Origin of the sequence: Psychroflexus tropicus DSM 15496 (assembly GCF_000378765.1) — a bacterium.
Classification (GTDB): domain Bacteria; phylum Bacteroidota; class Bacteroidia; order Flavobacteriales; family Flavobacteriaceae; genus Psychroflexus; species Psychroflexus tropicus.
The window spans coordinates 17,509-39,999 of record NZ_KB905347.1; the positions used below are offsets into that span (position 1 = coordinate 17,509).

At 37.0% G+C, this 22,491-nt stretch carries 22 protein-coding genes; 9 read left to right on the forward strand and 13 right to left on the reverse strand.

Going from position 1 to position 22,491, the window contains the following annotated elements; genetic code table 11:
* Positions 1–454: 454 nt before the first annotated feature.
* The gene (locus F598_RS0113280; RefSeq protein ID WP_019039561.1) at positions 455–1,462 is read left to right on the forward strand and encodes a potassium channel family protein; all 1,008 of its coding nucleotides are present in this window, start codon (positions 455–457) and stop codon (positions 1,460–1,462) included.
* A gap of 80 nt (positions 1,463–1,542) precedes the next feature.
* On the opposite strand, the gene F598_RS0113285 is transcribed toward F598_RS0113280, so the two are convergent.
* Both F598_RS0113285 and F598_RS0113290 read right to left on the reverse strand, forming a co-directional pair.
* Positions 1,543–2,523 carry a PLP-dependent cysteine synthase family protein gene (locus F598_RS0113285; protein ID WP_019039562.1) on the reverse strand — a complete coding sequence of 327 codons (981 nt, stop codon included), beginning with the start codon at positions 2,521–2,523 and terminating at the stop codon, positions 1,543–1,545.
* An 80-nt stretch (positions 2,524–2,603) separates the two neighbouring features.
* Positions 2,604–3,839: an ABC transporter permease gene (locus F598_RS0113290; protein WP_019039563.1), complete on the reverse strand. Its 1,236-nt coding sequence runs from the start codon at positions 3,837–3,839 to the stop codon at positions 2,604–2,606.
* Positions 3,840–3,847: 8 nt separating this feature from the next.
* On the opposite strand from F598_RS0113290, the gene F598_RS0113295 reads away from it, so the two are divergent.
* Positions 3,848–5,047 carry an exo-beta-N-acetylmuramidase NamZ family protein gene (locus tag F598_RS0113295; protein ID WP_019039564.1) on the forward strand — a complete coding sequence of 400 codons (1,200 nt, stop codon included), beginning with the start codon at positions 3,848–3,850 and terminating at the stop codon, positions 5,045–5,047.
* Positions 5,048–5,134: 87 nt separating this feature from the next.
* On the opposite strand, the gene F598_RS0113300 is transcribed toward F598_RS0113295, so the two are convergent.
* Positions 5,135–5,557 (reverse strand): OsmC family protein, encoded by a 423-nt coding sequence (locus tag F598_RS0113300; RefSeq protein ID WP_019039565.1) that lies wholly within the window; start codon positions 5,555–5,557, stop codon positions 5,135–5,137.
* A gap of 212 nt (positions 5,558–5,769) precedes the next feature.
* On the opposite strand from F598_RS0113300, the gene metK reads away from it, so the two are divergent.
* Entirely contained in the window at positions 5,770–7,020 is a 1,251-nt protein-coding gene (gene metK / locus F598_RS0113305) for a methionine adenosyltransferase (protein WP_019039566.1), read from the forward strand.
* 467 nt (positions 7,021–7,487) lie between these two features.
* Here the strand turns inward: metK and F598_RS0113310 are convergent, their stop codons facing one another.
* The 10 genes from F598_RS0113310 to F598_RS14665 all read right to left on the reverse strand — a co-directional run bounded on the left by F598_RS0113310 (position 7,488) and on the right by F598_RS14665 (position 15,918).
* On the reverse strand, positions 7,488–10,169 hold the full coding sequence (locus F598_RS0113310; protein ID WP_019039567.1) for an outer membrane beta-barrel protein: 2,682 nt from the start codon (positions 10,167–10,169) through the stop codon (positions 7,488–7,490).
* 24 nt (positions 10,170–10,193) lie between these two features.
* The gene (locus F598_RS0113315; RefSeq protein WP_019039568.1) at positions 10,194–10,910 is read right to left on the reverse strand and encodes a GLPGLI family protein; all 717 of its coding nucleotides are present in this window, start codon (positions 10,908–10,910) and stop codon (positions 10,194–10,196) included.
* A gap of 77 nt (positions 10,911–10,987) precedes the next feature.
* Entirely contained in the window at positions 10,988–11,710 is a 723-nt protein-coding gene (locus F598_RS14980; RefSeq protein WP_019039569.1) for a GLPGLI family protein, read from the reverse strand.
* Between the two features lie 55 nt (positions 11,711–11,765).
* Positions 11,766–11,933 (reverse strand): hypothetical protein, encoded by a 168-nt coding sequence (locus F598_RS15385; RefSeq protein WP_019039570.1) that lies wholly within the window; start codon positions 11,931–11,933, stop codon positions 11,766–11,768.
* 545 nt (positions 11,934–12,478) lie between these two features.
* Positions 12,479–13,177 carry a GLPGLI family protein gene (locus tag F598_RS0113330; protein WP_019039571.1) on the reverse strand — a complete coding sequence of 233 codons (699 nt, stop codon included), beginning with the start codon at positions 13,175–13,177 and terminating at the stop codon, positions 12,479–12,481.
* Between the two features lie 19 nt (positions 13,178–13,196).
* Positions 13,197–13,940: a GLPGLI family protein gene (locus tag F598_RS0113335; RefSeq protein WP_019039572.1), complete on the reverse strand. Its 744-nt coding sequence runs from the start codon at positions 13,938–13,940 to the stop codon at positions 13,197–13,199.
* A gap of 5 nt (positions 13,941–13,945) precedes the next feature.
* A complete protein-coding gene (locus tag F598_RS0113340) occupies positions 13,946–14,614 on the reverse strand; it encodes a GLPGLI family protein (protein ID WP_245539791.1) in 669 nt (222 codons plus the stop codon).
* Positions 14,601–14,909 (reverse strand): hypothetical protein, encoded by a 309-nt coding sequence (locus F598_RS0113345; RefSeq protein WP_033408697.1) that lies wholly within the window; start codon positions 14,907–14,909, stop codon positions 14,601–14,603. Before F598_RS0113345 ends, F598_RS0113340 begins: the two co-directional genes overlap by 14 nt.
* 44 nt (positions 14,910–14,953) lie before the next feature.
* The gene (locus F598_RS14985) at positions 14,954–15,673 is read right to left on the reverse strand and encodes a GLPGLI family protein (protein ID WP_083925463.1); all 720 of its coding nucleotides are present in this window, start codon (positions 15,671–15,673) and stop codon (positions 14,954–14,956) included.
* Between the two features lie 17 nt (positions 15,674–15,690).
* Positions 15,691–15,918, reverse strand: coding sequence for a hypothetical protein (locus F598_RS14665; protein ID WP_033408698.1), 228 nt, complete (start codon positions 15,916–15,918; stop codon positions 15,691–15,693).
* A gap of 512 nt (positions 15,919–16,430) precedes the next feature.
* Between F598_RS14665 and F598_RS0113360 the strand changes: the two genes are divergently transcribed.
* From F598_RS0113360 to F598_RS0113385, 6 genes are read left to right on the forward strand one after another with little or no spacing between them, the layout of a single operon-like run.
* The gene (locus tag F598_RS0113360) at positions 16,431–17,126 is read left to right on the forward strand and encodes a hypothetical protein (RefSeq protein ID WP_019039577.1); all 696 of its coding nucleotides are present in this window, start codon (positions 16,431–16,433) and stop codon (positions 17,124–17,126) included.
* Positions 17,127–17,129: 3 nt separating this feature from the next.
* On the forward strand, positions 17,130–18,401 hold the full coding sequence (kynU, locus tag F598_RS0113365) for a kynureninase (RefSeq protein WP_019039578.1): 1,272 nt from the start codon (positions 17,130–17,132) through the stop codon (positions 18,399–18,401).
* Positions 18,391–19,782: an FAD-dependent oxidoreductase gene (locus F598_RS0113370; RefSeq protein ID WP_019039579.1), complete on the forward strand. Its 1,392-nt coding sequence runs from the start codon at positions 18,391–18,393 to the stop codon at positions 19,780–19,782. Before kynU ends, F598_RS0113370 begins: the two co-directional genes overlap by 11 nt.
* Positions 19,783–19,791: 9 nt before the next feature.
* Positions 19,792–20,679 (forward strand): bifunctional 5,10-methylenetetrahydrofolate dehydrogenase/5,10-methenyltetrahydrofolate cyclohydrolase, encoded by an 888-nt coding sequence (locus F598_RS0113375; RefSeq protein ID WP_019039580.1) that lies wholly within the window; start codon positions 19,792–19,794, stop codon positions 20,677–20,679.
* A 52-nt stretch (positions 20,680–20,731) separates the two neighbouring features.
* The gene (locus F598_RS0113380) at positions 20,732–21,814 is read left to right on the forward strand and encodes an amidohydrolase family protein (protein ID WP_019039581.1); all 1,083 of its coding nucleotides are present in this window, start codon (positions 20,732–20,734) and stop codon (positions 21,812–21,814) included.
* Positions 21,814–22,455, forward strand: a complete 642-nt coding sequence (locus tag F598_RS0113385; protein WP_019039582.1) for an O-methyltransferase — start codon at positions 21,814–21,816, stop codon at positions 22,453–22,455. The genes F598_RS0113380 and F598_RS0113385 overlap by 1 nt, the downstream gene beginning before the upstream one ends.
* Positions 22,456–22,491: the final 36 nt, after the last annotated feature.

A 22,491-nucleotide genomic window follows, 5' to 3' on the forward strand; every position in this document is an offset into this window, starting at 1 on the left:
CTATCTGTTTTTAAATTAATATTAATTGCTTAAAGTATAGAATATATGCTATACAAACATCTGATAATTATTTGATTTTAAGTTACGGTTTGACCGTACTTTTACTACGGTAAAACCGTAAATTTTATGTCTTCCTATTTTCATAAGTGTTCCCGAAAGCGGGAAGCATTGAATAATTCTAAAGTAATCTGATAGTTCATTTTATTATGTAAATGAAACGGCTGAAATCAATTATAGAATATAATTCAAAGGCCTCTGACCAATGAATACTTCCTCAAAATGAATTCTCCTGAAATCATATAGAGAGAATATTATAGTTATAATTTATCGCTGTTATGCAATACTTAAGATCTTAGATAAGTGTTATATTTGATTTGAGCATTTCAAATGAAATTGATCTGTTCAAAGCACTGAAAATCTCATATTGATACGTCTATAATTTAAAAACGCTAGTTTGAAATCGTTTAAGCTCAAAATTATATTAGCGCTCATATTACTGGTTGTCATTTTCACAACAGGGGTTATTGGTTTTAAAATCATCATGGATTTGAATTGGTTAGATTCATTTTACATGACAGCCATTACTGTAACAACCGTAGGATACCGAGAGGTAGTTCTTCCCTCTAATGAAGCTAAAATATTCATTACCATACTCATTCTCTCAAGTGTTGTTATCCTTGGCTTTGTTGTTTCCGTGATGACAGAATATTTTATATCTTTCGGTTCACTGCAGGATTTAAGGCAAAGAAGAAAATTGAAGAAAATTGAAAAAATGGAAAATCATACAATCGTTTGTGGATATGGTAGAAACGGCCAGCAGGCAGCTAGTAAACTCATGGAGTTCCAGAAGGATTTTATAGTCATAGATATAGAAGAAGAGGTCTTAACACAAAGTGAGCTTGAGCCAGAACAGTACTTGATTGGCAATGCTAATGATGATGATATATTAAAAACTGCTGGTATTGAAAAAGCAAGCCACCTTATCACTGCTCTTCCCAACGATGCTAATAATCTATTTATAGTGCTTAGTGCAAGACAACTCAATAAAAACTTGAAAATCATCTCCAGAGCCAGCGAAGACACGAGTTACAGAAAGCTGAAACTAGCGGGAGCAGATAATGTTATTTTGCCCGATAAAATTGGAGGCCAGCACATGGCTTCTTTAATTGTAAGTCCAGACTTGTTAGAGTTTTGGGATAATTTGAGTTATGGTGGCACCAAAAGTGTCAACTTAGAGCAGGTGTCATTCGAACAGCTCTTTGACCATGAAAAGTCCTGTACTATTTTAGATCTGGATTTAAGACAAAAAACTGGGTGTACGATCATTGGCTTTAAAACCGCTGAAGGTGAGTACATCGTTAACCCAAATCCTGAAATTGAATTGACCCCAAAGTCAAAAATTATAGTGGTAGGAAATTCAGAACAAATCAAAAGCTTACAAGAAGCTTATTCTATTGTATAAATCACATTTATAAAATAGAAAATCAAAAAAAAAAGCTCCTGAGGTCTCAGAAGCTTGTTTAGTCGACAAATAATTATGTGTTAATCGATATATCCCATCTCTCGCATCCAGTCGTCATTGTACATCTTCCCTACGTATCGACTTCCGTGATCGTGAAACAAGACCACGACCACATCGTCTTTTTTGAAGTGTTCTTTCAACTGCAAGAGACCTTTTACTGCAGCTCCGGCTGAATTTCCTAAAAACATGCCTTCTTCCTTGGCTAATTTTTGAGTATAAACGGCAGCATCTTTATCGGTGACTTTTGTAAATCCGTCAATCCCGTCAAATCTTACATTTAGTGGCAAGATGTCTTCGCCGATACCTTCGGTGACGTATGGATAAATTTCATCTTCATCAAATTCACCAGTTTCATGGTATTTTTTAAAAACCGAACCATAAGTATCGATTCCCCAGACCTTGATATCAGGATTTTTCATTTTCAAATAGCTGCTCACACCAGAGATGGTTCCCCCAGTTCCTACACCAACGACAAAGTGAGTGATTTTACCATCAGTTTGTTCCCAGATTTCTGGTCCTGTGGTTTTAAAGTGTGCTTTACAGTTGGATGGATTATCGTACTGATTCACGTACCAGGAATTGGGCGTTTCTTTAGCCAACCTGGCTGAAGTAGAATAATAAGAACGTGGATCATCCGGTGCTACATCAGTAGGGCAAACATGAACATCACAACCTACAGCTCTCAAGATGTCCATCTTTTCCTTACTTTGTTTATCACTCAAGACACAAACGACTTTGTAGCCTTTCACGATAGCCACCAAAGCCAAGCCCATCCCAGTATTTCCAGAAGTTCCTTCGATGATGGTACCTCCAGGCTTTAGCGCTCCGCAGGCTTCTGCATCCTCAATCATCTGTAGAGCCATTCTATCTTTGACAGAGTTTCCAGGGTTGAAGGTCTCGTACTTTGCCAAAACTAAAGCATCGATGTCTTCTACTATTTTGTTCATTTTTACCATTGGTGTATTTCCAATAGTTCCAATGATATTTTCAGCGTAATCCATAGTTTATATTTAATGTGACAAAGATAAAAAAGTAAAAGTCAAATGCTATGGAATTAAGTTTAGACTAATTCCAATCTTATTTATTCAAATTTCATGGCCTTTACCGGAGAAATTTTAGTGATGATGACCGAAGGAACCAGTAACATCAACACACATAATAAAAGTGTCCCTATATTAATCACTAGGATATAGTCCAAACTTAAATAAATAGGTGCTTCAGACACGTAGTAGGTCTCCGGATTTAAAGGAATGACTTTTAAAAATTTCTGAATAAGCAAAAGCGAAATTCCAATAAGGTTACCCCAGAACAGTCCTTTGAAAATCAAAAAGGCAGCATTGTACAAGAATATTTTTCTGACAGACCAATCCGTTGCACCCAATGCTTTTAGAACTCCTATCATCTGGGTACGTTCTAAAATCAACACCAGTAAGGCGGTAATCATATTGATCCCCGCGACTAAAATCATAATGCCTATGATTAAAATAATATTGAAATCGAACATCTTAAGCCACTCGAAAATAGAGGGATATAATTCAATAATGCTACTGGCATTCAAAAAGGAATCTACCTCTTCATAAACTTTATAGCCAACCTCCTTCAAATCTGAGAAATCCTCTACAAACAATTCAAATTGACCAATCTGATTTTCTTCCCAGTTATTCAATCTTTGAATTTGCTTTAAATCAGCAATAACATAAGTTTCATCAAATTCCTTAAAACCTGAGTCGAAAATTCCTGAAATCGTTAATCCTACTGATCTCGGTAAACGATCCTGATCTTCTCTTAAGAAATAAACAATCAATTTATCGCCAACCGCAAAGCCTAAGCGATTAGCCAGATAATTAGAGATGAGTACCTCTTTGCTAATCTTTTCTTCAAATACTGGTAACTTTCCTTCAACTAAATACTCTTGTAAATAAGTCCAGCGATAATTCTCTTCTACACCCTTTACCACAATCCCTTCGAAGTCGGTTTCGGTGCGGATGATACCATACTTCGTCGCTACTTTTTGGATATGCTCTACCTCAGGTACCGCTGTAAAATCAGGATAAAACTCCTGATGGGTAGAGATGGGATTATCCGTAATAGTCGACTGGTTGTTTGAAAAATTATTAATCACCATATGCCCGTTGAAAGCCGCTATTTTTTCTCTGATTTTATTTTGAAGGCCAAACCCAGTGCTAATCGCGATAAACATCATGATAATACCTATGGCGATGGCTGAAATCGCAATTTTAATTATCGGAGCCGATATGTTACTTTTATGATCGGTTTTGGTGACTAGCCGTTTAGAAATAAAATATTCAAAATTCAAGCTGACTTATGGTTTTAAAGAGTTTCAAAAATACAGTTTATTTTATTCTTTTGGCATGTATTTCCTGCTCGGCACAGGAGCTAAAAACCGAAAGCTATAGCAACCTCGGTGTGGCGGCTAACCGAACCGAAACTTACCTGAGTTTACTAGAAGGAAAACAGGTGGGTATTGTGGGAAATCAGACTTCAGTCATTTTTAACACTGAATCGGATTACGTTCACCTGGTCGATTCTCTTTTAAATCGTAACATACACATCCAAAAAGTCTTTGCTCCAGAACATGGTTTCCGAGGTAAAGCTGATGCTGGTGAAGTGATTAAAGATGGTATCGATATGAAAACAGGGCTTCCTATCATTTCGCTTTATGGCGATCAAAAAAAACCTAAAGCCGAACACCTGAAAAACCTTGACATCATGGTGTTTGATATTCAGGATGTGGGCGCCCGCTTCTACACCTATATTTCTACTCTGCATTATATCATGGAAGCCTGCGCTGAGCAAAACATTCCACTCTTAGTCTTGGATCGACCAAACCCTAATGGACATTACATCGACGGCCCTGTTTTGGAAGAGGAGTTTAAAAGCTTTGTGGGGATGCATCCGGTGCCAGTGGTTCATGGGTTGACGATTGCGGAGTATGCCCGAATGATCAATGGCGAGGGATGGCTTGCCAACAGAATCCAGTGTGATTTAAAGATTATTAGCATGAGAGGTTATTCGCCGAAATTAAGTTATGACTTACTTATCAAACCCTCGCCTAACCTGCCCAATGCAAAGTCCATTAATTTATATCCAAGCTTGTGCTTTTTTGAAGGCACCAATGTGAATGCAGGACGAGGAACATCGATGCAGTTTCAGGTGTTTGGATCTCCTTTTTTAGACGCTTCAGTTTTTGATTTTGAGTACACGCCTACCTCCTCAGAAGGAGCTAAATATCCTAAACATGAAGATGTGCTTTGCTACGGCAGGAACCTTCAAAATCAGAGCGATCTCGACTATTTAAATTTAGATTGGTTACTTCAGGCCTATCGGCATACCCAGGACCAAGCATCATTTTTCAACGACTTATTCAATAAACTGGCTGGTAATACAAGCTTGCAGCGTCAAATTCAGCAGGGAAAAACCGCTGATGAGATAAGAGAAATCTGGGAATCTGATCTAAAGACGTATAAGCAAAAAATCAAACCTTATTTGTTATATGAACGTTAGATACGTGAACTAGTTGACTGGTATACTGGTTCACTGACTCACTACTCTACCAATCTCCTATTACCTTTAACCCTACTTCCTAAAGCCTCATTCCAGAAGTACCCCATTCAACTCCACCTGATACTGAATATCCACAGTGGCATCCAGCATTTTAGAAACAGAACAATACTTTTCAAACGACAGTTGAGCCGCTCGCTTCGCCTTATTGGCGGGAATATCGCCTTCAAGTTTGACGAGTAATTTGATGGTGTGAAATACCTTCGGATCGGTATCTTGACGAAAACCTTCCACCTCTACATCTAAATTATCGATCTCCAGATTTTGCTTTTTAAGAATATGAACAATATCAATGCTACTGCAGCCCGCTGTGCCCATCAGGATCAATTCCATTGGACTAGGCGCTTTAGGATCTGGTGCTGTAGAATTATAAAGTTCAATTTTATGGCCTAGCGCATTTTCGGCTTCAAAATGAACATCACTGTTGGGCTTCTTGTGGAGACTGATTTTCATGATTCTGTAATTTTATACAAAGCAAAGGAATCTGAAGTATAAATCTGCTAAAAATAACTTAATACAATTTAGAATGACTCAAATTTATTATGTTTGTAGTGAGGAAGGATTTGACTGATTGCAACCTCTTTTTAAATTGCTAAAACAGTGCACCAATTAGACTATAGTCAGGCTAAATCCTTCCTTACGACTATAACTTTAAACTACAATTTATGTCTTATTTATTTACTTCAGAAAGTGTCTCTGAAGGACATCCAGATAAAATCGCGGACCAAATTAGCGATGCTTTACTCGATTCTTTTTTAGCTTTTGATCAAACTTCCAAAGTGGCCTGCGAAACTTTGGTCACCACAGGTCAGGTCGTTCTAGCCGGTGAAGTAAGAAGCAATACTTACCTGGACGTCCAGCAAATTGCCAGAGATGTTATAAACGATATTGGCTATACCAAAGGAGCCTACCAGTTTTCCGGAGATTCCTGTGGAGTTATTTCATTGATCCACGAGCAATCCAAAGACATTTACCAGGGTGTGGACAAGACTTCCAAAGAAGAACAAGGGGCTGGAGACCAGGGTATGATGTTTGGTTATGCCACCAATGAAACTGAAAACTACATGCCACTGGCCTTAGATATTTCCCATAAACTACTCATCGAATTAGCGAAGCTGAGACGAGAAGGCAAAGATATTACTTACTTAAGGCCCGATGCTAAAGCTCAGGTCACCATCGAGTATTCTGATGACAATGTCCCTCAGCGAATAGATACCATTGTCGTCTCTACTCAGCACGACGACTTCGATGCAGATGACGCCATGCTAAAGAAGATCGAAAATGACATCAAAACCATATTAATTCCTCGAGTCAAGGCCTTGTTTACAGAAGATATTCAGAACTTATTTGATGACGATATTACCTACCACATCAACCCGACTGGAAAGTTTGTGATTGGCGGACCTCATGGCGATGCCGGATTAACCGGACGTAAGATCATCGTCGACACCTACGGTGGTAAAGGCGCACACGGAGGTGGTGCCTTTTCTGGAAAAGACCCTAGTAAAGTAGATAGATCTGCAGCTTATGCGGCCAGACACGTGGCCAAGAATATGGTTGCTGCGGGCATCGCAGACGAAGTCCTAGTGCAGGTATCTTACGCTATTGGCGTGAGTGAACCGACTTCCATTTTGGTGAACACCACCAACAAACACATCGACATGAGCGATGGGGATATTGCCAGAAAAATCAGACAGATTTTTGATATGCGCCCGGGAATGATCGAAGAGCGTTTAAAACTCCGAAATCCTATCTACCGTGAAACTGCTGCTTATGGCCATATGGGAAAAGAACCACGTATGGAGACTAAAATCTACCGTTCAGATTATTCTGGTGAGGTTAAACATACGGTGGAATTATTTACCTGGGAAAAACTGGATTACGTCGAGAAATTGAAAGAAGCTTTCGAGCTGTAATACTTACAAATCATTAAACCATTTCAGATATCTCTAATTAAAGCTTTCAATTATAAGAAAGCATAATTATAATTCCGACATAACTTTTGTTTTAAGTTCGAGCGGAATCGAGAACCCATTCATCTCGACTCCGCTCGATGTTAAACATTAGTACCTAGCAGCACTTAGCTCAATACTCAAGCTGACTTCAGCTCAACGTCCAGGCTTGCAAACTCGTCCTAAAGGGTCAAATTTGCAAAGCTCAACACGTGTTAAGCGAAAATGTCAGGGCTAATGCCCCTCTTTTACATACTATCGTATTACTAGGAAGATGATGAGGCTACGCCCCTTGCACCTGCATTTCCTTAAAAAGTTAAGATTATAGAGCTAGACTTAAAAAAAAGGGCAGAGCCCTCAAATATTTGTAAGTCTAGAAAACAGACAGGCTACTTAGGGCAGCGCCCTGGCATCTGAATCCAACTTACAATTTATAACTTATAAATCACCTTAAACATCACAATCCGTGGTTGTAAAAATATCCGACGGTCGGAGACGATGAATTCACTGACTGAATTTTGACGTTTAAAGTTGATGTCAAACAAGTTAGTTGCGTTCACTTCAAAGCCCCAGGCAGAATCTTCTTTGCCATAAAATAATGAGGTATCCGCCAGCTCAAAGCGATTGATATCTCCTGTGGTTTGGTTTTCAAAATAATTGTAATCGTAATTGAATTCAAAAATAAAGTCTCCAAAGTCATACTCCAAATTCGCAAAGGGAGACAATGTCGTAAACTTGTTATTAATGGCATCTGAATCCAATCTTGAAAAACTTTGCCTTACTCCTGCTTCCAGATTGGGCCAGTCCTCAAAACGGGTTCTTACTTTGGCATTGTAACCAAAGTTAAGGCTTTCATAATCCAGCACCTCATCATTGATGATTCTGGAATACTCAGACAGGCTCGTATTTCCGCCCAAGGTGAAGGTAAAATCTGGAATACGCTTATTGATAGTTCCATTAATGCTATAGGTATTTTCAGGTAAATCTGTAAAAATACTGGTACTAATCTGGTCTATGCCTTCGATTTGGGTTTGATTTCGAATACTACTTTCCCGATGTGTGTAGGATAAACGAGCATTATAAAATAAACCTTTAAACATATTAAACTGACTATATAGCAAACTCGCAGAATGGTACACCTGGTTTTGAAGATTTTCATTCCCTCGCTGAATTTGGTTAAAACTGAGCAAACTCAGTCGATTGGCGAAATTGGAATAATCACCAAAATTGGTATAGCGATTATATTTAAATCGAAGCTTTTCTGATGTTTTAAATTCGTATTCAATAAAAAGCTCAGGTAGTAAGATGGCGGTTTGATCGTTGACCAGTTCCTGATTAAATTGAGAAACATTCCAGTTGAAGTTTTTTACCACAAGCCCTGGCCTCAATACCAATTCCCCGATCTGGGTTTTATACTGGAAACCTAAAGAGGCATTCAGCAATTCGAAATCCAGTTGATTATTAAAACCTGCCGACTCAAAACTGTTGATGCTGCCATCGTTTAAAATCTGCTCATCCAGCGTGCTGAAGTTATAATTGAAATAATCTACACCCGCTACCGGATAAATATGATGAAAGTCGGCCAGCACCCAATAGTGTTTTGCATTTAGACTCAAGTTGGAAACCTGTTTTTGGTTAAGTTGGTTAAGCCTGAAGTCCTCGCCTTCATCAACCAAAGGAATGATATTGGTAAACAAAGGCTGATTAAAATTCCAAAGTCTATCCGTAGTTTGGTCTTCACTTTTGATCTTAGCTTCCAGCTTCAAGGTGTGCTTATAAGAAAACTGTTTATTGAGATTTAAGGTTTGCAAAAACTCAAAATTCTCTGGCTGGGTATTGGTATTCACAAACCTGTTGCTATTCCCTACTTCAGAAGTTAAAAGCGATTGTGCCTCGGCTGTATTGTATTTAAAATTAGTATTAGCCCTCAGATCGGTATCGTCATTATTATCGTATCTTAATTTAATTTTGCTAATGCTAAACAACAGATCGTTCTCATTAGATTGATCTCGCGTTTCATCTGGGGCTTCGGTAGTTTGGTAGGTGATGTCCTGAAGCGTTTGCGTTCTCATCTTGCTTTTATTGAAAATACTATACGCATCCAGGCTAAAATTCCCGCCAAGTTCCTGAGAGAGACTGGCTGCCCCAAAATCGTTTTTATTGAAGACAAAATCATCTTCTCTAAGAAATTGAGAAAAGTCATCTGAATACAAACGCGAATAGGCGCCTTGATCTTCCAAAGCCAAGGCCATACCCCCTTCAAAATCTAAGTAATCCTGTAGCGTAAATGACTTTTGCCCAGTATTATTAAAATCGCCGATGGCATTGACAGCGGTTTTTGGGCTATAATAAAACAACTTGGGATGCAGTAAAAACCGATCTTCTACTCCACCACCAGCTTCTATATCGCCAAAGACGAACTTCTTTTTCCCCTTTTTAAGTTTAATATTGAGGGCCATTTTATCGCTGTCTTCCAGACCTTTAAGGAAAGCGACTTCACTGTAATTATCCAGGGCTTCTACCTCATCTACGGCATCGGCAGGAATATTATTCACGCCCAACTTTTCATCTCCCGTAAAAAAAGCCTTACCATCCACCATCAGTTTGGTCACTTCTTTACCGTTCACGGTCACATTTCCATCTCGGTCTACTTCTAAACCAGGCAGTTTTTTAAGGACATCTCGAAGTTTTCTTTCCTCTCCTGTTTTGAATTGGTCGGTCCGGTACGTAATGGTGTCTTCTTTGACGATCACCGCCATTTCCTGCTGGATCAGGATTTCTTCCAGACTTTCGGTGCTTTCCTGCATTACGAAATCTCTGGACATATCCTCAGACAATTGAACGGTATCTGTGATTTTTTTAAACCCCAAATGCGTGATTTCGATTAAATACGGCTGCTTCTCTTCCAGCTTCAGCCTATACTCTCCCTTAGAACTACTGATGCTGAACTTGATTTGAGCATTGGTCTCCTGCAAGGGGGTCGCAATCACATTGGTGTTGGCTAACGGATTGTCGAGACTATCGGTAATAAAGCCATCGAGTTGAATGGATTGAGCGGATGTAACATTTATGAATAAAATTAAGATGAGGAATGAAAGAAAAAGTTTTGGCATAAAAATGAGTAAGCGTAGAATAAATTAGTTTTGAATGGATGATTTAAAGTCACCAACTTTTTGATCTATCAAAGTATAAAACTCCTTAGAAGACATAGTGTTAGATTTATCGGGTTCATCAATTTCTAATGAATCCTCTTCTATAACTTGGTCTAATGTAAAGATTGTATTTTGAAGTCTTAACTGGATGACAAGACCAGGTAAGCCAACTGCACCCATAGGCCCATGAGGTACGGGAATATCAGGACAGAACCAAGCTTCGATCTCTTTTTCTTTTACACCTTTTGAGCCTATGAATTTTCGACTTGTCGTTGCCTTTACAACCTTGTAGTTTCCTATTCTTTTTGTATCATTTTTTATTTCCCAATCAGGTAATTCATCAAATTTTACAGAAAATGGGTTATTCATAACATTGGTGCTGAGTATCAAATGAGGTTTATCCGCATCATAGAACCACTCTTCATTAGAATAAGACATGGCTTCAGCTACTTTTATTATTTGTAAATTTTTGGATTCATCTGAAAGAACTTCTGATTGATAAAAAAAGGACTCGTCACTATTTACATTAAGTACAAACTCAAATTTTTTAAGTTCCTTTTCAACATTTCTCATCATTTTTTCCACACTATTAACTTTAATTGATTTATAATCAATATCAACAAAAGGCTTATAAATAAATGTTTGCTGCGCAAGAGATAAATTATAGCATAAGAGTGTTAAAGCCAAAAACCTGTAAACCATAATCTTATTTAGATTCAAAAAAATCAATGTGATACTGCTTTTATGTCTAAAGTTAGAATTAAAATAATCTGCTTATATCAGTTAGAAGAAAAATTATTATTTGCTTTTTCGAAAAGTACATAGTATTCTTTCAAATCAATTTTCTTACCATTTTTTGGCTCCTTAGTAGGTTTTTTTACATAGTTATCTATTTTTTCCAATGTAAAAACTCGATCTACAATTTCTAATTGTACGATTAAACCAGGTAAACCAGAGTAACCCACAGGTCCATGACTTACAGGAATTTCACTTGTAAACCAGGCTATAATGTCCTTTTCAAATTTTTTCCCATTACTGTAAGAGGTTCTCTTTGTTACTGCTTTGTTACAAGTGTACCCCTTAATAATTTTTCTTTCGTTATGTATATTCCACTCTAGTGTCGGTAAATTCACAATATAATTATCACCAAAGGCTTCTACATTCCAAATTCGTCTTTTATCACTATTATCATTATAAAAAACGCCTTTAGAATAAATATTTGCCAAAGACATGAGATGATGAGCCCCATCTTTATTCATGATTCTTTTTAAGCTAAAAGTTGATGTATTACCATTAACCATAAGTTTATATTCAAGCTCATTTGTTAAGATTTTGGTTTCGTTTAAAAGATGTAGGCGGCGTTCATAACGTTTAGCATTTTTCTCATCAGTAGGTTTTTCCATTTCAGGGAATTCAATATTTTGCTTATAAATAGCTGTTAAGTTTTGAGCATTTATAGAAAGTGAAAAAAATAAAGTAAAAGTTAAAAATAATATTTTCATAGATATTGATTTAAGAAAGCCAGATTTGGAATTCCAAATCTAGCCTAAATTAGAATTAAACTCCGCAAAATTCTTGAGCGTAAGCATCTGTAAGTGCGTACTCTAATTCTGCATCACCTCCACCATATTCAGTACCGAAGTTCCAAGCATCTTCTAAACAGCCTGCATTGGCACTAAATACAAATGTTAATGTGAAAACTAAAATTAACGATAACTTTTTCATGATAATATAATTTAAAATGTAATTAAATTTCGATTGTTTAAATCGAGTCTCAGCTCAAAGGCTGTACACGTCTTCATGAAAATTTCGTATCATTGCATTACGTTTGAGATATGAAATTTTCATGTCTTATACCTAAATAGATACTCTAATTATCATTTTAGGTATGAATCTGTGGAGCGCTTTTCATCCCGAAAAGCGCTTCCTTTTTTTCTAATTAGAAGAACACTTTCATAGTTTAAATTATTTGCTTCGAACTTAAAAAAAAAAAAAAAACAGTAACGTATAAGATTTTACTGTTAAATTTTAAAATATTGTCAATATTTACGGTTATACCGTAACATAAGTACGGCAAAACCGCACTTTTAGCAATAATTGTAGAGTTTTGTTGGAGATTTTATAATTAGCAATAAAAGTGAAATTATCAGCTAATGGATTGTCGAGACTGTTGGTTATCAATCCATCGAGTTGGATGGATTGAGCGGATGTAACAATTGAAAAAATAACGAAATAAGGAAGAGTAAACTTAACTTTTTCATCAATTGAATTTATCTGTAAAAAGACTGGCTCAAATATTCCTTTCTTGATATACTTTTACTGACATCTGGCAGTTTAATTTTATAATTTTTATTATTCAATCTGATATTTGTGGCATAAAACTTCATTCCTCGTTCTTCAACTTCCAAGACAAGTCCTGGAAGACCTATAAACTCTTTTGGTCCAAAATTGTAAAGTAAATCTTTGGAAAACCAGGCCACTACATTTATATAATTACCATTATCTAATTGTTTTTTAGTTATAGCTTTCATACAATTATAACCTAATACATCCTTTTTTTCATTGATGATGTCCCATTCTGGAAGATTTGATTTTATGATGTATTCCTTACTTCTAGACTTAAAAGATCTTAATCTCATGCCTTTATTAACTGATGTAAAAAATTCACCATTAGCATCAGAAAAACCTGCAATATCTTCGTAGTCTATGATATTATCCACTGACATCATTTTTTTCCTATTGAAAACTGACTTATCCTTAGTGAATTTCAATTCATAAGTAATAAATGGCATTTGACGCTTCATCTTTTGGACTGTTTGTAACATCATTTGTTTGACGTTGTCATTTTTGATCTTTGCAGTGTCGATCATCTGAGAAACAATTTCAGATTTATATGTCACATGGCCTGATGTTTGAGCATTAAGATGGAAAGAACAAATTATTGCCAGCAGTAAAAATCTTAATTTCATAATTATCATCTGTTTTAAATTATCCTCCCATCATATTTGATAGTGCTTTATGCATTTGCTTTGCAGCTTCCTGTTCTGTTATAGCTTTTTCAGCATCTGGGAAATCAATGGATTTGTTTTTATTTTCTTTCAATTTTATGTTTTCAACCGTATAATACTTACCCTGTGTACTCAACTCCAATACCAAACCTGGTAAGCCACCATAATGTTCTGGACCAAAAGAAAAGGGTAATTCAGTTGTAAACCAGGCTGTAATAGGTTGTTTTTTGGTTTTTAATTCTTCAGTTTTTCGGTCAATAGTATGAAATGCCTGACTAGCTTCAGCCTTTCTACAGTTGTATCCTTTAATAACTTTAGTTTCTTTAGTAATCGACCATTCAATCGGCGCTTTTTCAACTAAAAGCTCTTTTCCTGTTATATTATTCTTTTGATAGCGCTCATTGGAAGCCAAATCATAATAATACTCACTTTGAGGCATTGACATCCTGGACATGGCATTATCCTCCTTAGCCATACTAGAATTAGTTGAAAATTTAGAGTGCTCTGTATTAAATTTTAAAGTATATCTCAGACGTTTTGTCCTTTCATTCATTTTATTGATCATTAAGGAATAACGCTTGTACTTCTGAGGATCTGTTTTTTTCATCTCCTCAAGTCCTTCTGGCGGTGTGGGCTCATTCTTGTATATGATTTCTCCACTTTGAGCATAAGTAAATTGAAGGCATAAAATTGACACAATAATTATAGTAATAAGTTTTTTCATAATAATCAGTTTTTCACAGCACTGCGCATTAATTGACTAAATTCTGCTTCGTTAATTTCTTCCCCTTTTGTGGGTTTGGAGATTTTTTCTTGCGATTCCATATTTAATTCTTCAGCATAAAAATGACTACTTCCATAATGGGCCTCAAGTATTAAACCTGGTAATCCATTTATCCCTTTAGGTCCATGTGGCACCTGTATATCTTTTGTAAACCAGGCTACAATTACAGATGATGAAATTTTCGAATTTTCAAAGACTTTGTTTCCAATAGCTTTCATACAGATATAACCTAATATTTCTTTTTCCTCTTCAGTAATTTCCCAAGTGATATCGGCAAGCTTTACATTGAAATTACGAAAGCGTTTATTGACATAGAAAAAATTCTCTTGCTCATCTTTATAATATGCTCCAGATTTACTTTTTGACAATTTCAACAAATGGCCATCATTCTCGTTTAGAATAGGGTTGAAAATGGACTTTTCATTATCAAACCTAAGTTTATAGGTTATGCTCCTATCCATTTTAAGTTTGAGATTTCCAAAGTCTTTCACCTTTTCCCAACGTATAGAATCTGAAGATTTGATGTCTTGAAAATATTGATCGAGTTCAGCTTCATTTTTAAATACAACATAACCTTCTTGACACAAAGCAATGTTCAAATTAAAAAAAAGCAAAAATATAATTAAGTTTCTCATTTAATAAAACTGAAACAAAACTGCCCAAAATGGGCAGTTTAATAAACAATTGTATACTTTGATTAAAAAATGTTTCATAATATTCTAAAGCCCAATAAGCTCCACTTCTGCCATTATGACCATCCATGAATTCCCTAAAATCTTCAGCTTCAGATCTGCAAGAAAAAAACTCAGCTTCTTCTACTGATTTAAAATTGTTTGAAGAAACGGATGTAAAGCTACTTAAACTTAAGGTCATCACACTTAAAACGATAATTGAAAATATTTTTTTCATGATATTTAATACCGGTAATTCATGTTTTAGTCAAGATTACCTAATTAATAATCTGCAAAATTATATTTTTCAATAATGGCATCAGTAAATTCATCATAAGTTTGAGTAAATTCAAACTCAGGAATAATAATATCATGGTCTTTTAATTCGGTAATTTTTATAGCCTCATAATACTGCTGTACATTTTGTTCAAACGCTAAAATAAGACCAGGTAAGCCGTTTAAATTTTTTGGACCTAACTCAAAGTTAAGCGCTGGAGTAAACCAGGCTTTAATTAAATATTTATCTCTTCCAATTTCTAAAGTTGTTTCAGCCATATAACAATCGTAGCCGAGGATCACTTTTCTATTTGATTTACTAATTTTCCAATCCAGATCAATTATTTTATCCTTAATAACCGTTCCTGAAAAGGCATTACTTATAAAATTTATGATAAAAACTTCTTCCTTTTTACTTTGATAATATACTTTACTAAAATCACTATGAAGTTTTAATTGAGATGATAGTTGCGGGTTTATGTCACTTTCCATAAATTTTTTACCATAGAATTTTGAATATTCGTTATCAACTTGAAGGATAAATTTTAACCTGTCTTCATATTGTTTAAGATTGTTGATAATTCTGTTCATAAAATCTGATGATTCTTTAGAATCATCAATAAGTTTTAAATTAAGTTGATACTCAATTTCCAGATGTTTTGTTTGCCCCACCATAGGAGTGAGGCATCCAAAACAAATTAAATACATAATAATTTTGAAATTCATTTTTCAAGCCAATAAAATTATAGCATTTGAGGCGACTCTGATGCCATACAAAAACTATAAGCTTCAATTCCAGCGCCAACAGCATGTTCCCAGGAATACCCTGCACTTAAATATGACATTTGTAAATCAGCAGCGGCATCAAGACACATACTGTGTGGATCATCAATGATTTTTGAATGTGAATTAAAACTACTTAAACTTAAGGTCATCGCACTTAAAGCGATTATTGAAAATACTTTTTTCATGATAATATATTTTAATGTATTAAAATTTCGATAGTTGACATCGAGTCTCAGCTCAAGGGCCGTACACATCTTCATGAAAAATTCGTATCATTGTATTACGTAAGAGATATGATTTTTCATGTCTTAATCTGTGGAGCGCTTTTCATCCCGAAAAGTGCTTCCTTTTTTCTGGCTAGAAGAACACTATCATATTTAATTATTTGTTTTAAACTTAAAATAAAAAAACAGTATTGTATAAAATTCGACTGTTAAATTTTAAAATAACAGTCATTTTTACGGTTTTACCGTAATACATTTACGGTTAAACCGTACTTTTAGCAATAATTATAGATTTTTCTTAGAGATTTGATAATTAACAAAAATTATGAATTTTTAAGGACTGAAGTTTAAAAAACTTTATTTCTAATCAGAATAGTTTTAATCAGCCTACACCTGTTAAATAAAATCCTGTCTCAAGTATTAAATTTGTAGATGCCTTGGACTTCCACTAACTTTACTCAAAAATTCACATCATGAAACATATTGCCACCTTACTGGTTTTAGGACTCCTCGTCGTAGGATGTAATTCTAAACAAGAAAAGAAGGAAGAAACCGCTCCTGAGACCTCTACTGAAACGAATGAAAGCAAAGACCTAAGTCTTCTGGAAGAAATCGCTTATGCCAATGGCTACGACCAATGGTCTGAAGTAGATTCTATCGCCTACACCTTCAATGCTCAAAATGGTGAGAACATCTCTAGCAGAAGCTGGAAATGGATGCCCAAAACCGGAGAAGTGACCATGACCACCATGGATACCACACTAACGTATAACATCAATGATTTTGATGAAGAAATCGCTTTTGCCGATCGTGGGTTTGTGAATGATAAATACTGGCTGTTATTTCCTTACCATTTAGTATGGGACGACAACTTTGACTATGAAGTTACAGAAAAAGTTGAGGCTCCGATATCTGGGAAAATGATGCAGGAAATAGCGATTATGTATAAAGATGAAGCAGGCTACACCCCTGGAGATACCTATCACATCTATCTGGATGAAAATAGAATGATACAGGAATGGAGCTACACTCCAAGTGGTAGTGAGGTTCCAAGGCTGGCTACCACCTGGGAAGATTACCAGGATTTTGATGGGATCAAGATTGCCAGAATGCATGATACCAAAGAGGGAAATTTCAAAATCTTCTTTACGGACATAAGCGTCTATTAATTTATGAAATACTTCAATTCCAGAGCCTTTGCAGAAGAACAGGATCAAAAGGATCCTTTACATCAGTTTAGAGATCAATTTCATTTTCCAATAGATGCGGAAGGCCAGCCTAAAATCTACCTTTGCGGTAATTCCCTGGGTTTACAGCCAAAACAAACCTCGAAGTATGTTCAGCAGGAATTAACCGATTGGGCTAAGTTTGGTGTTGAAGGTCATACCGATGCCAAAACGCCCTGGCTCACTTCTCATGAAGATTTATCTGCCCCCATGGCTAAAATCGTGGGTGCTCTACCAGAGGAAGTTGTGATCATGAATACCCTCACGGTGAACCTTCACCTGATGATGGTATCGTTTTATAAGCCCACCCAAAAAAGATTCAAAATTTTAATTGAAAGCGATGCGTTCCCGTCAGATAAATATGCCGTAGAGTCTCAACTCAAATTTCATAACATCGATCCTGAGGAAGGTTTGATTTTATGGGAGCCCAGAAAAGGTGAACATCTATGCCGTCATGAAGATTTTGAGGCGCTATTAGAACAACATAAAGACGAAATAGCACTTGTCATGGTAGGAAGTACCAACTATTACTCCGGACAGGCGTTTGACTTAAAGCGCATTGCAAAGCGATGCCAGGACGACAACATTACTATAGGCTTTGACCTGGCTCATGGAGCGGGTAACATTCAGCCTAATTTACATGACATCGGTGCCGACTTTGCCGTTTGGTGCACTTATAAGTACCTCAACTCCGGTCCTGGCAGTATTGGAGGTTGTTTTGTACATCAAAAGCATATTAAAAATCAAGATATCAATCGGTTTGTAGGCTGGTGGGGACATAATAAAGACTCCCGGTTTAATATGCGCGTGGGTTTTGATCCTACCCCTACGGCAGACGGCTGGCAATTGAGCAACCCCCCTATTTTATCTCTAGCTGGAACGCGGTCCTCATTGGATTTATTTGAAAAAGCAGGATTTGATAAGTTGAGAGAAAAATCGATTCAACTCACAGGATTTTTAGAATTTTTGATCGATGAGTTGGATGACACTAGCATTTCTATCTTAACGCCGAGGACTCCCGAAGAACGAGGCTGCCAACTTTCTATACAAATGAAAAATGCCGATCGTTCTTTATTCGATCAGCTCACCGCTAAGGGCGTCGTCGCCGACTGGCGAGAACCCGATGTGATTCGGATCGCGCCTGCCCCACTTTATAATTCATTCACAGACGTGTATGAATTTGTACAACGTTTAAAACACTGTCTGCATGGCAACTAAAGAACATATACTTATTATTGGTGCTGGACTTTGCGGTTCACTACTGGCCTTACGCATGGCTCAACTGGGCTATAAAGTCACCCTCACCGAAAAGCGGGCTGACTTAAGAAAAGCCGATTTATCGGCTGGACGCTCCATCAACCTGGCTTTATCTAATCGCGGATTGAAAGGACTGAAACTGGTAGGTCTGGAAAAAGAGGTGGAGAGTCTGTGTATCCCCATGCACGGCAGAATGCTTCACGATAAAAAAGGGGAAACTCAATTATCGAGCTACAGCGGTCGGGAAGGCGAATACATTAATTCAATTTCCAGAACAGGACTTAACGCCCTGCTTTTAGATAAACTGGAAACCTACCCGAATGTGGATCTCAAATTTAAAAACGCCTGTACCCACGTGGATCTAAAGCAGGCTAAGGCCAGCTTCAAAACAGACGATTCCGATTCAATGTTCACCATAGAAGCTGATTATGTGATAGGCACCGATGGTGCCGGTTCTGTGGTACGCCAACAGATGGAAGCCGAAAGAGGATTTCTCTTTAGTCATTCTCAGGAATTTTTGACACACGGCTATAAAGAATTAACTTTCCCAGCGACGAAGGAAGGCAATTACGCTACTGAAAAAGGAGCTTTACACATCTGGCCCAGAGGCGAAAACATGCTGATTGCTTTGCCTAATATGGACAAGAGTTTTACAGTGACGTTATTCCTGGCCTATGAAGGTGGAGGCTATAATTTCAATAACCTCACTGATGAGGCTATCGTAGAAAAGTATTTCAAAGAGGTGTATCCAGACGCGTATAAGCTGATGCCAGATTTGAAAACTGAATTTTTTGAAAACCCAACAGCTCCCTTAGGAACCATCAGGTGCTTTCCGTGGAATTACGGTAAAACACTCCTCATGGGAGATGCTTCACACGCCATCGTTCCATTTTATGGTCAGGGGATGAATGCGTCTTTTGAAGATGTCGTTGAATTTGATAAGCATTTATCCAATGCTGATGATGATCTTAAAACTGCCTTTCAAACTTTTGGCCAACAAAGAAAAACCGATGCAGATGCGATCGCTGATTTAGCACTTGATAATTTTCATGAAATGAAATCTCATACCGCTGAAGATGTGTTTCTAGCCAAACGAAAATTGGAGCTTGAGTTTGAAAAAGAATTTCCTAAAGACTATTTCTCTAAATATTCTTTAGTAACCTTTAGAGAAGATGTTCCTTACTCTAAAGCAATCAAACAAGGACGGGCTCAGGACTTGGTTCTACAGGAAATGATACGAAAAAACCTGTTCAAACCTGAAATGAATCTTCAAGAAAAGCTAAATTTGGTGCTTCAAGTTTCTAAAAAAGCAGAAGACAACGAATTGATATTTGATCTTTAATCCATTGTCATGAAATTATTAGACGGAAAAGCAGTTTCCAGAGAACTCTTAAAAAAAGTCAAAGCCGATATAGATCATTATATCGAAAAAAAGCATTTAGGCTATAATTTATCAAGGCCGAGTATTGCTATTGTGATGGTAGGACATAATGCGGCGAGTGAATCTTACGTAAGAGGAAAAATTAAAGCTTGCGAGCGCGCTGAAATCAATCACAAAATCATACGCTTTGATGAGTCGATTTCTACGTTTGATCTCATCTCTGAAATCAAGATTCTAAACAAATCTCACTTCGATGGATTTATAGTTCAGTTGCCTCTACCGGATCACATCGATCCCAAACCTATAATCAACGAAATTAGTGCCTATAAAGATATTGACGGATTTCATCCACTCAATTTCGGTAAAATGGCCTTGGGCCAAAAAGCCATGCGACCTGCGACGGCCTATGGCATTTTGAAATTACTGGAGTATTATGATATCACGACTAAAAGTCAGCATGTGGTAGTGATTGGAAGATCCAACATCGTTGGAAAACCCATCTCTATTATGTTGGGTAATGATTTTGAAATCGGGCGTTCTACCGTGACCTCCTGCGATATCAATACCCCTAAAGCATTACTGAAGGAGGAAGCTCAAAAAGCTGATATTGTGATTGTGGCAGTAGGGCAGGCAGGATTTTTGACCGCTGATATGATTAAAGAAGGAGCCGTGGTGATCGATGTAGGGATCAATAGACTGAAATCAGGGAAATTGGTTGGGGATTGTGATTTTGAAGAAGTTTCTAAAAAAGCAGGCTTCATTACTCCAGTACCGGGAGGTGTAGGACCTATGACCATTGCTGGCTTAATTCTTAATACTTTCGAAGCCTGGAAAATGAAACATTTGATCGAAAATTAGTGAATAGTGAGTAGTGAATAATGAATAGCCTTGAAATCATAAACGTGTAAAGATGAAAAGAAAACTTAGGATTAACGGCCACTCCCATCTTCTTCCTTACCCGGAAGAAATTCCTGATTTCATGCGTGAAAAAGAGATCTTTTGGATAGATGAGGATAAGAAATTTATGCTTCAAAAAGGCTGGAAAAGACCGGTGACCGATTCAAGTTTTTTTCTGAACGAAAAGTTGGAGTGGATGGAGCGCTACAACATCGACCATGCTGTTGTCCTCAATCTTTCTCAACTCTATGGCAATGGCCTTAGGGTGGAAGAGATGAAAAAAGCCCTAAGGTTTCAAAATGATTTCAATGCAAGAATACAACACGATCACCCTAAAAAATTTAGCTGCGGATTTGTAGTGCATCCCGGCTTTGTAAGAGGGGCACTTTGGGAAATTGAACGCTGTGTAGAAGAACTCGGATTAAGGCTATTGTGCTTACCAACCCATTATATGGATAGCATCGGGACCTGGCGTTGCATCTTTGATGAAGAAAATGAGCCGATTTTTGAAATGGCCAGTAAATACAATCTGGCAGTAGAAGTTCATCCTTACGATGGTGAAAAATTCATCAAACTGGAAAACACCTCCTGGCGTTTTCACCTGATCTGGATGCTAGCACAATGTGCGGATGCTTACCACTTCCTCACCCTCAACGGCTATCCAGACAAGTATCCTAATATGCGGGTTTGCTTTGCCCACGGCGGTCAATTAGCGCAAATCAACTTAGGAAGGCGAATTCAGGGATTTGACGGTCGTCCAGATCTCTTTGAAGGTAAAGTACATCCTAGAAAGTCGGTAGGCCACAAAAACATTTTCTTTGACACTTTGGTTCATGATACGCGTTCTCTAAAACTACTCTTAGAAAACCAAAAAAGTTCTCAAATACTGGCAGGACTCGATGATCCCTATCCTTTAGGGGAAATGGAAAGCGAACCACAATCCTCCTATCCTGGTAAAATCCTGGATTTGGCTTTGGAGCAAAAGGTCATTACTGAAGTAGAGAAAGAACAGATCTGGTCTGATAACGTGTTGAATTGGTTATATGGTGATAACGAAACTGGTAAGCAGGAATTGATCGATAAAATAATAAGCTAATGGATTTTATTGCTCCAGAGCTACAGGACTATGTGGAACAACATTCTGAAAATGAGCCTAAAATACTTCAGGAATTAAGCAGAGAAACCTGGCAAAAAGTGCTTCAGCCTAGAATGCTAAGCGGGCATTTTCAAGGTCGGTTATTGAGTTTAATTTCGAAATTGGTTCAGCCTACTTCTATCTTAGAAATAGGAACCTATACGGGTTATTCAACCTTAAGCCTGGCAGAGGGACTTTCCAAAGCAGGTAAAATCCATACCATCGATAGAAACGAAGAACTTTATGATTTCCAAAGACGCTATTTTGATAAAAGTGGTTTTGGTACTCAAATTTTTCAATATACAGGAGATGCCCAAAAAATTATTCCAGAGATTAACGCTAAATTTGATCTTGTATTCATTGACGCTGATAAAAAATCCTATCCAGCCTACTTTGAATTGATTATCGATAAATTAAGATCTGGCGGGCTTATATTATCAGACAACGTCTTATGGAGTGGGAAGGTCATTCAGGAAATCAATCCGAAAGATGAAGACACAAAAGCTCTGGTTCATTATAATCGACTTTTGAAGGAAGACCCCAGAATAGAAACCGTGCTTCTGCCCATCAGGGACGGATTAACACTTTCAAGGAAGCTTTGATTTTTTAGAAAGCTTTTGGTTTTATTTAGATAATAA

Excerpts from the sequence above, each read along its gene's own strand:
- F598_RS0113285 (WP_019039562.1), bottom strand. The coding sequence starts at position 2,523 with ATGGATTACGCTGAAAATATCATTGGAACTATTGGAAATACACCAATG.
- F598_RS0113295 (WP_019039564.1), top strand. The coding sequence starts at position 3,848 with ATGGTTTTAAAGAGTTTCAAAAATACAGTTTATTTTATTCTTTTGGCA.
- F598_RS0113300 (WP_019039565.1), bottom strand. The coding sequence starts at position 5,557 with ATGAAAATCAGTCTCCACAAGAAGCCCAACAGTGATGTTCATTTTGAA.
- metK (WP_019039566.1), top strand. The coding sequence starts at position 5,770 with ATGTCTTATTTATTTACTTCAGAAAGTGTCTCTGAAGGACATCCAGAT.
- F598_RS0113310 (WP_019039567.1), bottom strand. The coding sequence starts at position 10,169 with ATGCCAAAACTTTTTCTTTCATTCCTCATCTTAATTTTATTCATAAAT.
- F598_RS0113315 (WP_019039568.1), bottom strand. The coding sequence starts at position 10,910 with ATGGTTTACAGGTTTTTGGCTTTAACACTCTTATGCTATAATTTATCT.
- F598_RS14980 (WP_019039569.1), bottom strand. The coding sequence starts at position 11,710 with ATGAAAATATTATTTTTAACTTTTACTTTATTTTTTTCACTTTCTATA.
- F598_RS15385 (WP_019039570.1), bottom strand. The coding sequence starts at position 11,933 with ATGAAAAAGTTATCGTTAATTTTAGTTTTCACATTAACATTTGTATTT.
- F598_RS0113330 (WP_019039571.1), bottom strand. The coding sequence starts at position 13,177 with ATGAAATTAAGATTTTTACTGCTGGCAATAATTTGTTCTTTCCATCTT.
- F598_RS0113335 (WP_019039572.1), bottom strand. The coding sequence starts at position 13,940 with ATGAAAAAACTTATTACTATAATTATTGTGTCAATTTTATGCCTTCAA.
- F598_RS0113345 (WP_033408697.1), bottom strand. The coding sequence starts at position 14,909 with ATGAAAAAAATATTTTCAATTATCGTTTTAAGTGTGATGACCTTAAGT.
- F598_RS14985 (WP_083925463.1), bottom strand. The coding sequence starts at position 15,673 with ATGAATTTCAAAATTATTATGTATTTAATTTGTTTTGGATGCCTCACT.
- F598_RS14665 (WP_033408698.1), bottom strand. The coding sequence starts at position 15,918 with ATGAAAAAAGTATTTTCAATAATCGCTTTAAGTGCGATGACCTTAAGT.
- F598_RS0113360 (WP_019039577.1), top strand. The coding sequence starts at position 16,431 with ATGAAACATATTGCCACCTTACTGGTTTTAGGACTCCTCGTCGTAGGA.
- kynU (WP_019039578.1), top strand. The coding sequence starts at position 17,130 with ATGAAATACTTCAATTCCAGAGCCTTTGCAGAAGAACAGGATCAAAAG.
- F598_RS0113370 (WP_019039579.1), top strand. The coding sequence starts at position 18,391 with ATGGCAACTAAAGAACATATACTTATTATTGGTGCTGGACTTTGCGGT.
- F598_RS0113375 (WP_019039580.1), top strand. The coding sequence starts at position 19,792 with ATGAAATTATTAGACGGAAAAGCAGTTTCCAGAGAACTCTTAAAAAAA.
- F598_RS0113380 (WP_019039581.1), top strand. The coding sequence starts at position 20,732 with ATGAAAAGAAAACTTAGGATTAACGGCCACTCCCATCTTCTTCCTTAC.
- F598_RS0113385 (WP_019039582.1), top strand. The coding sequence starts at position 21,814 with ATGGATTTTATTGCTCCAGAGCTACAGGACTATGTGGAACAACATTCT.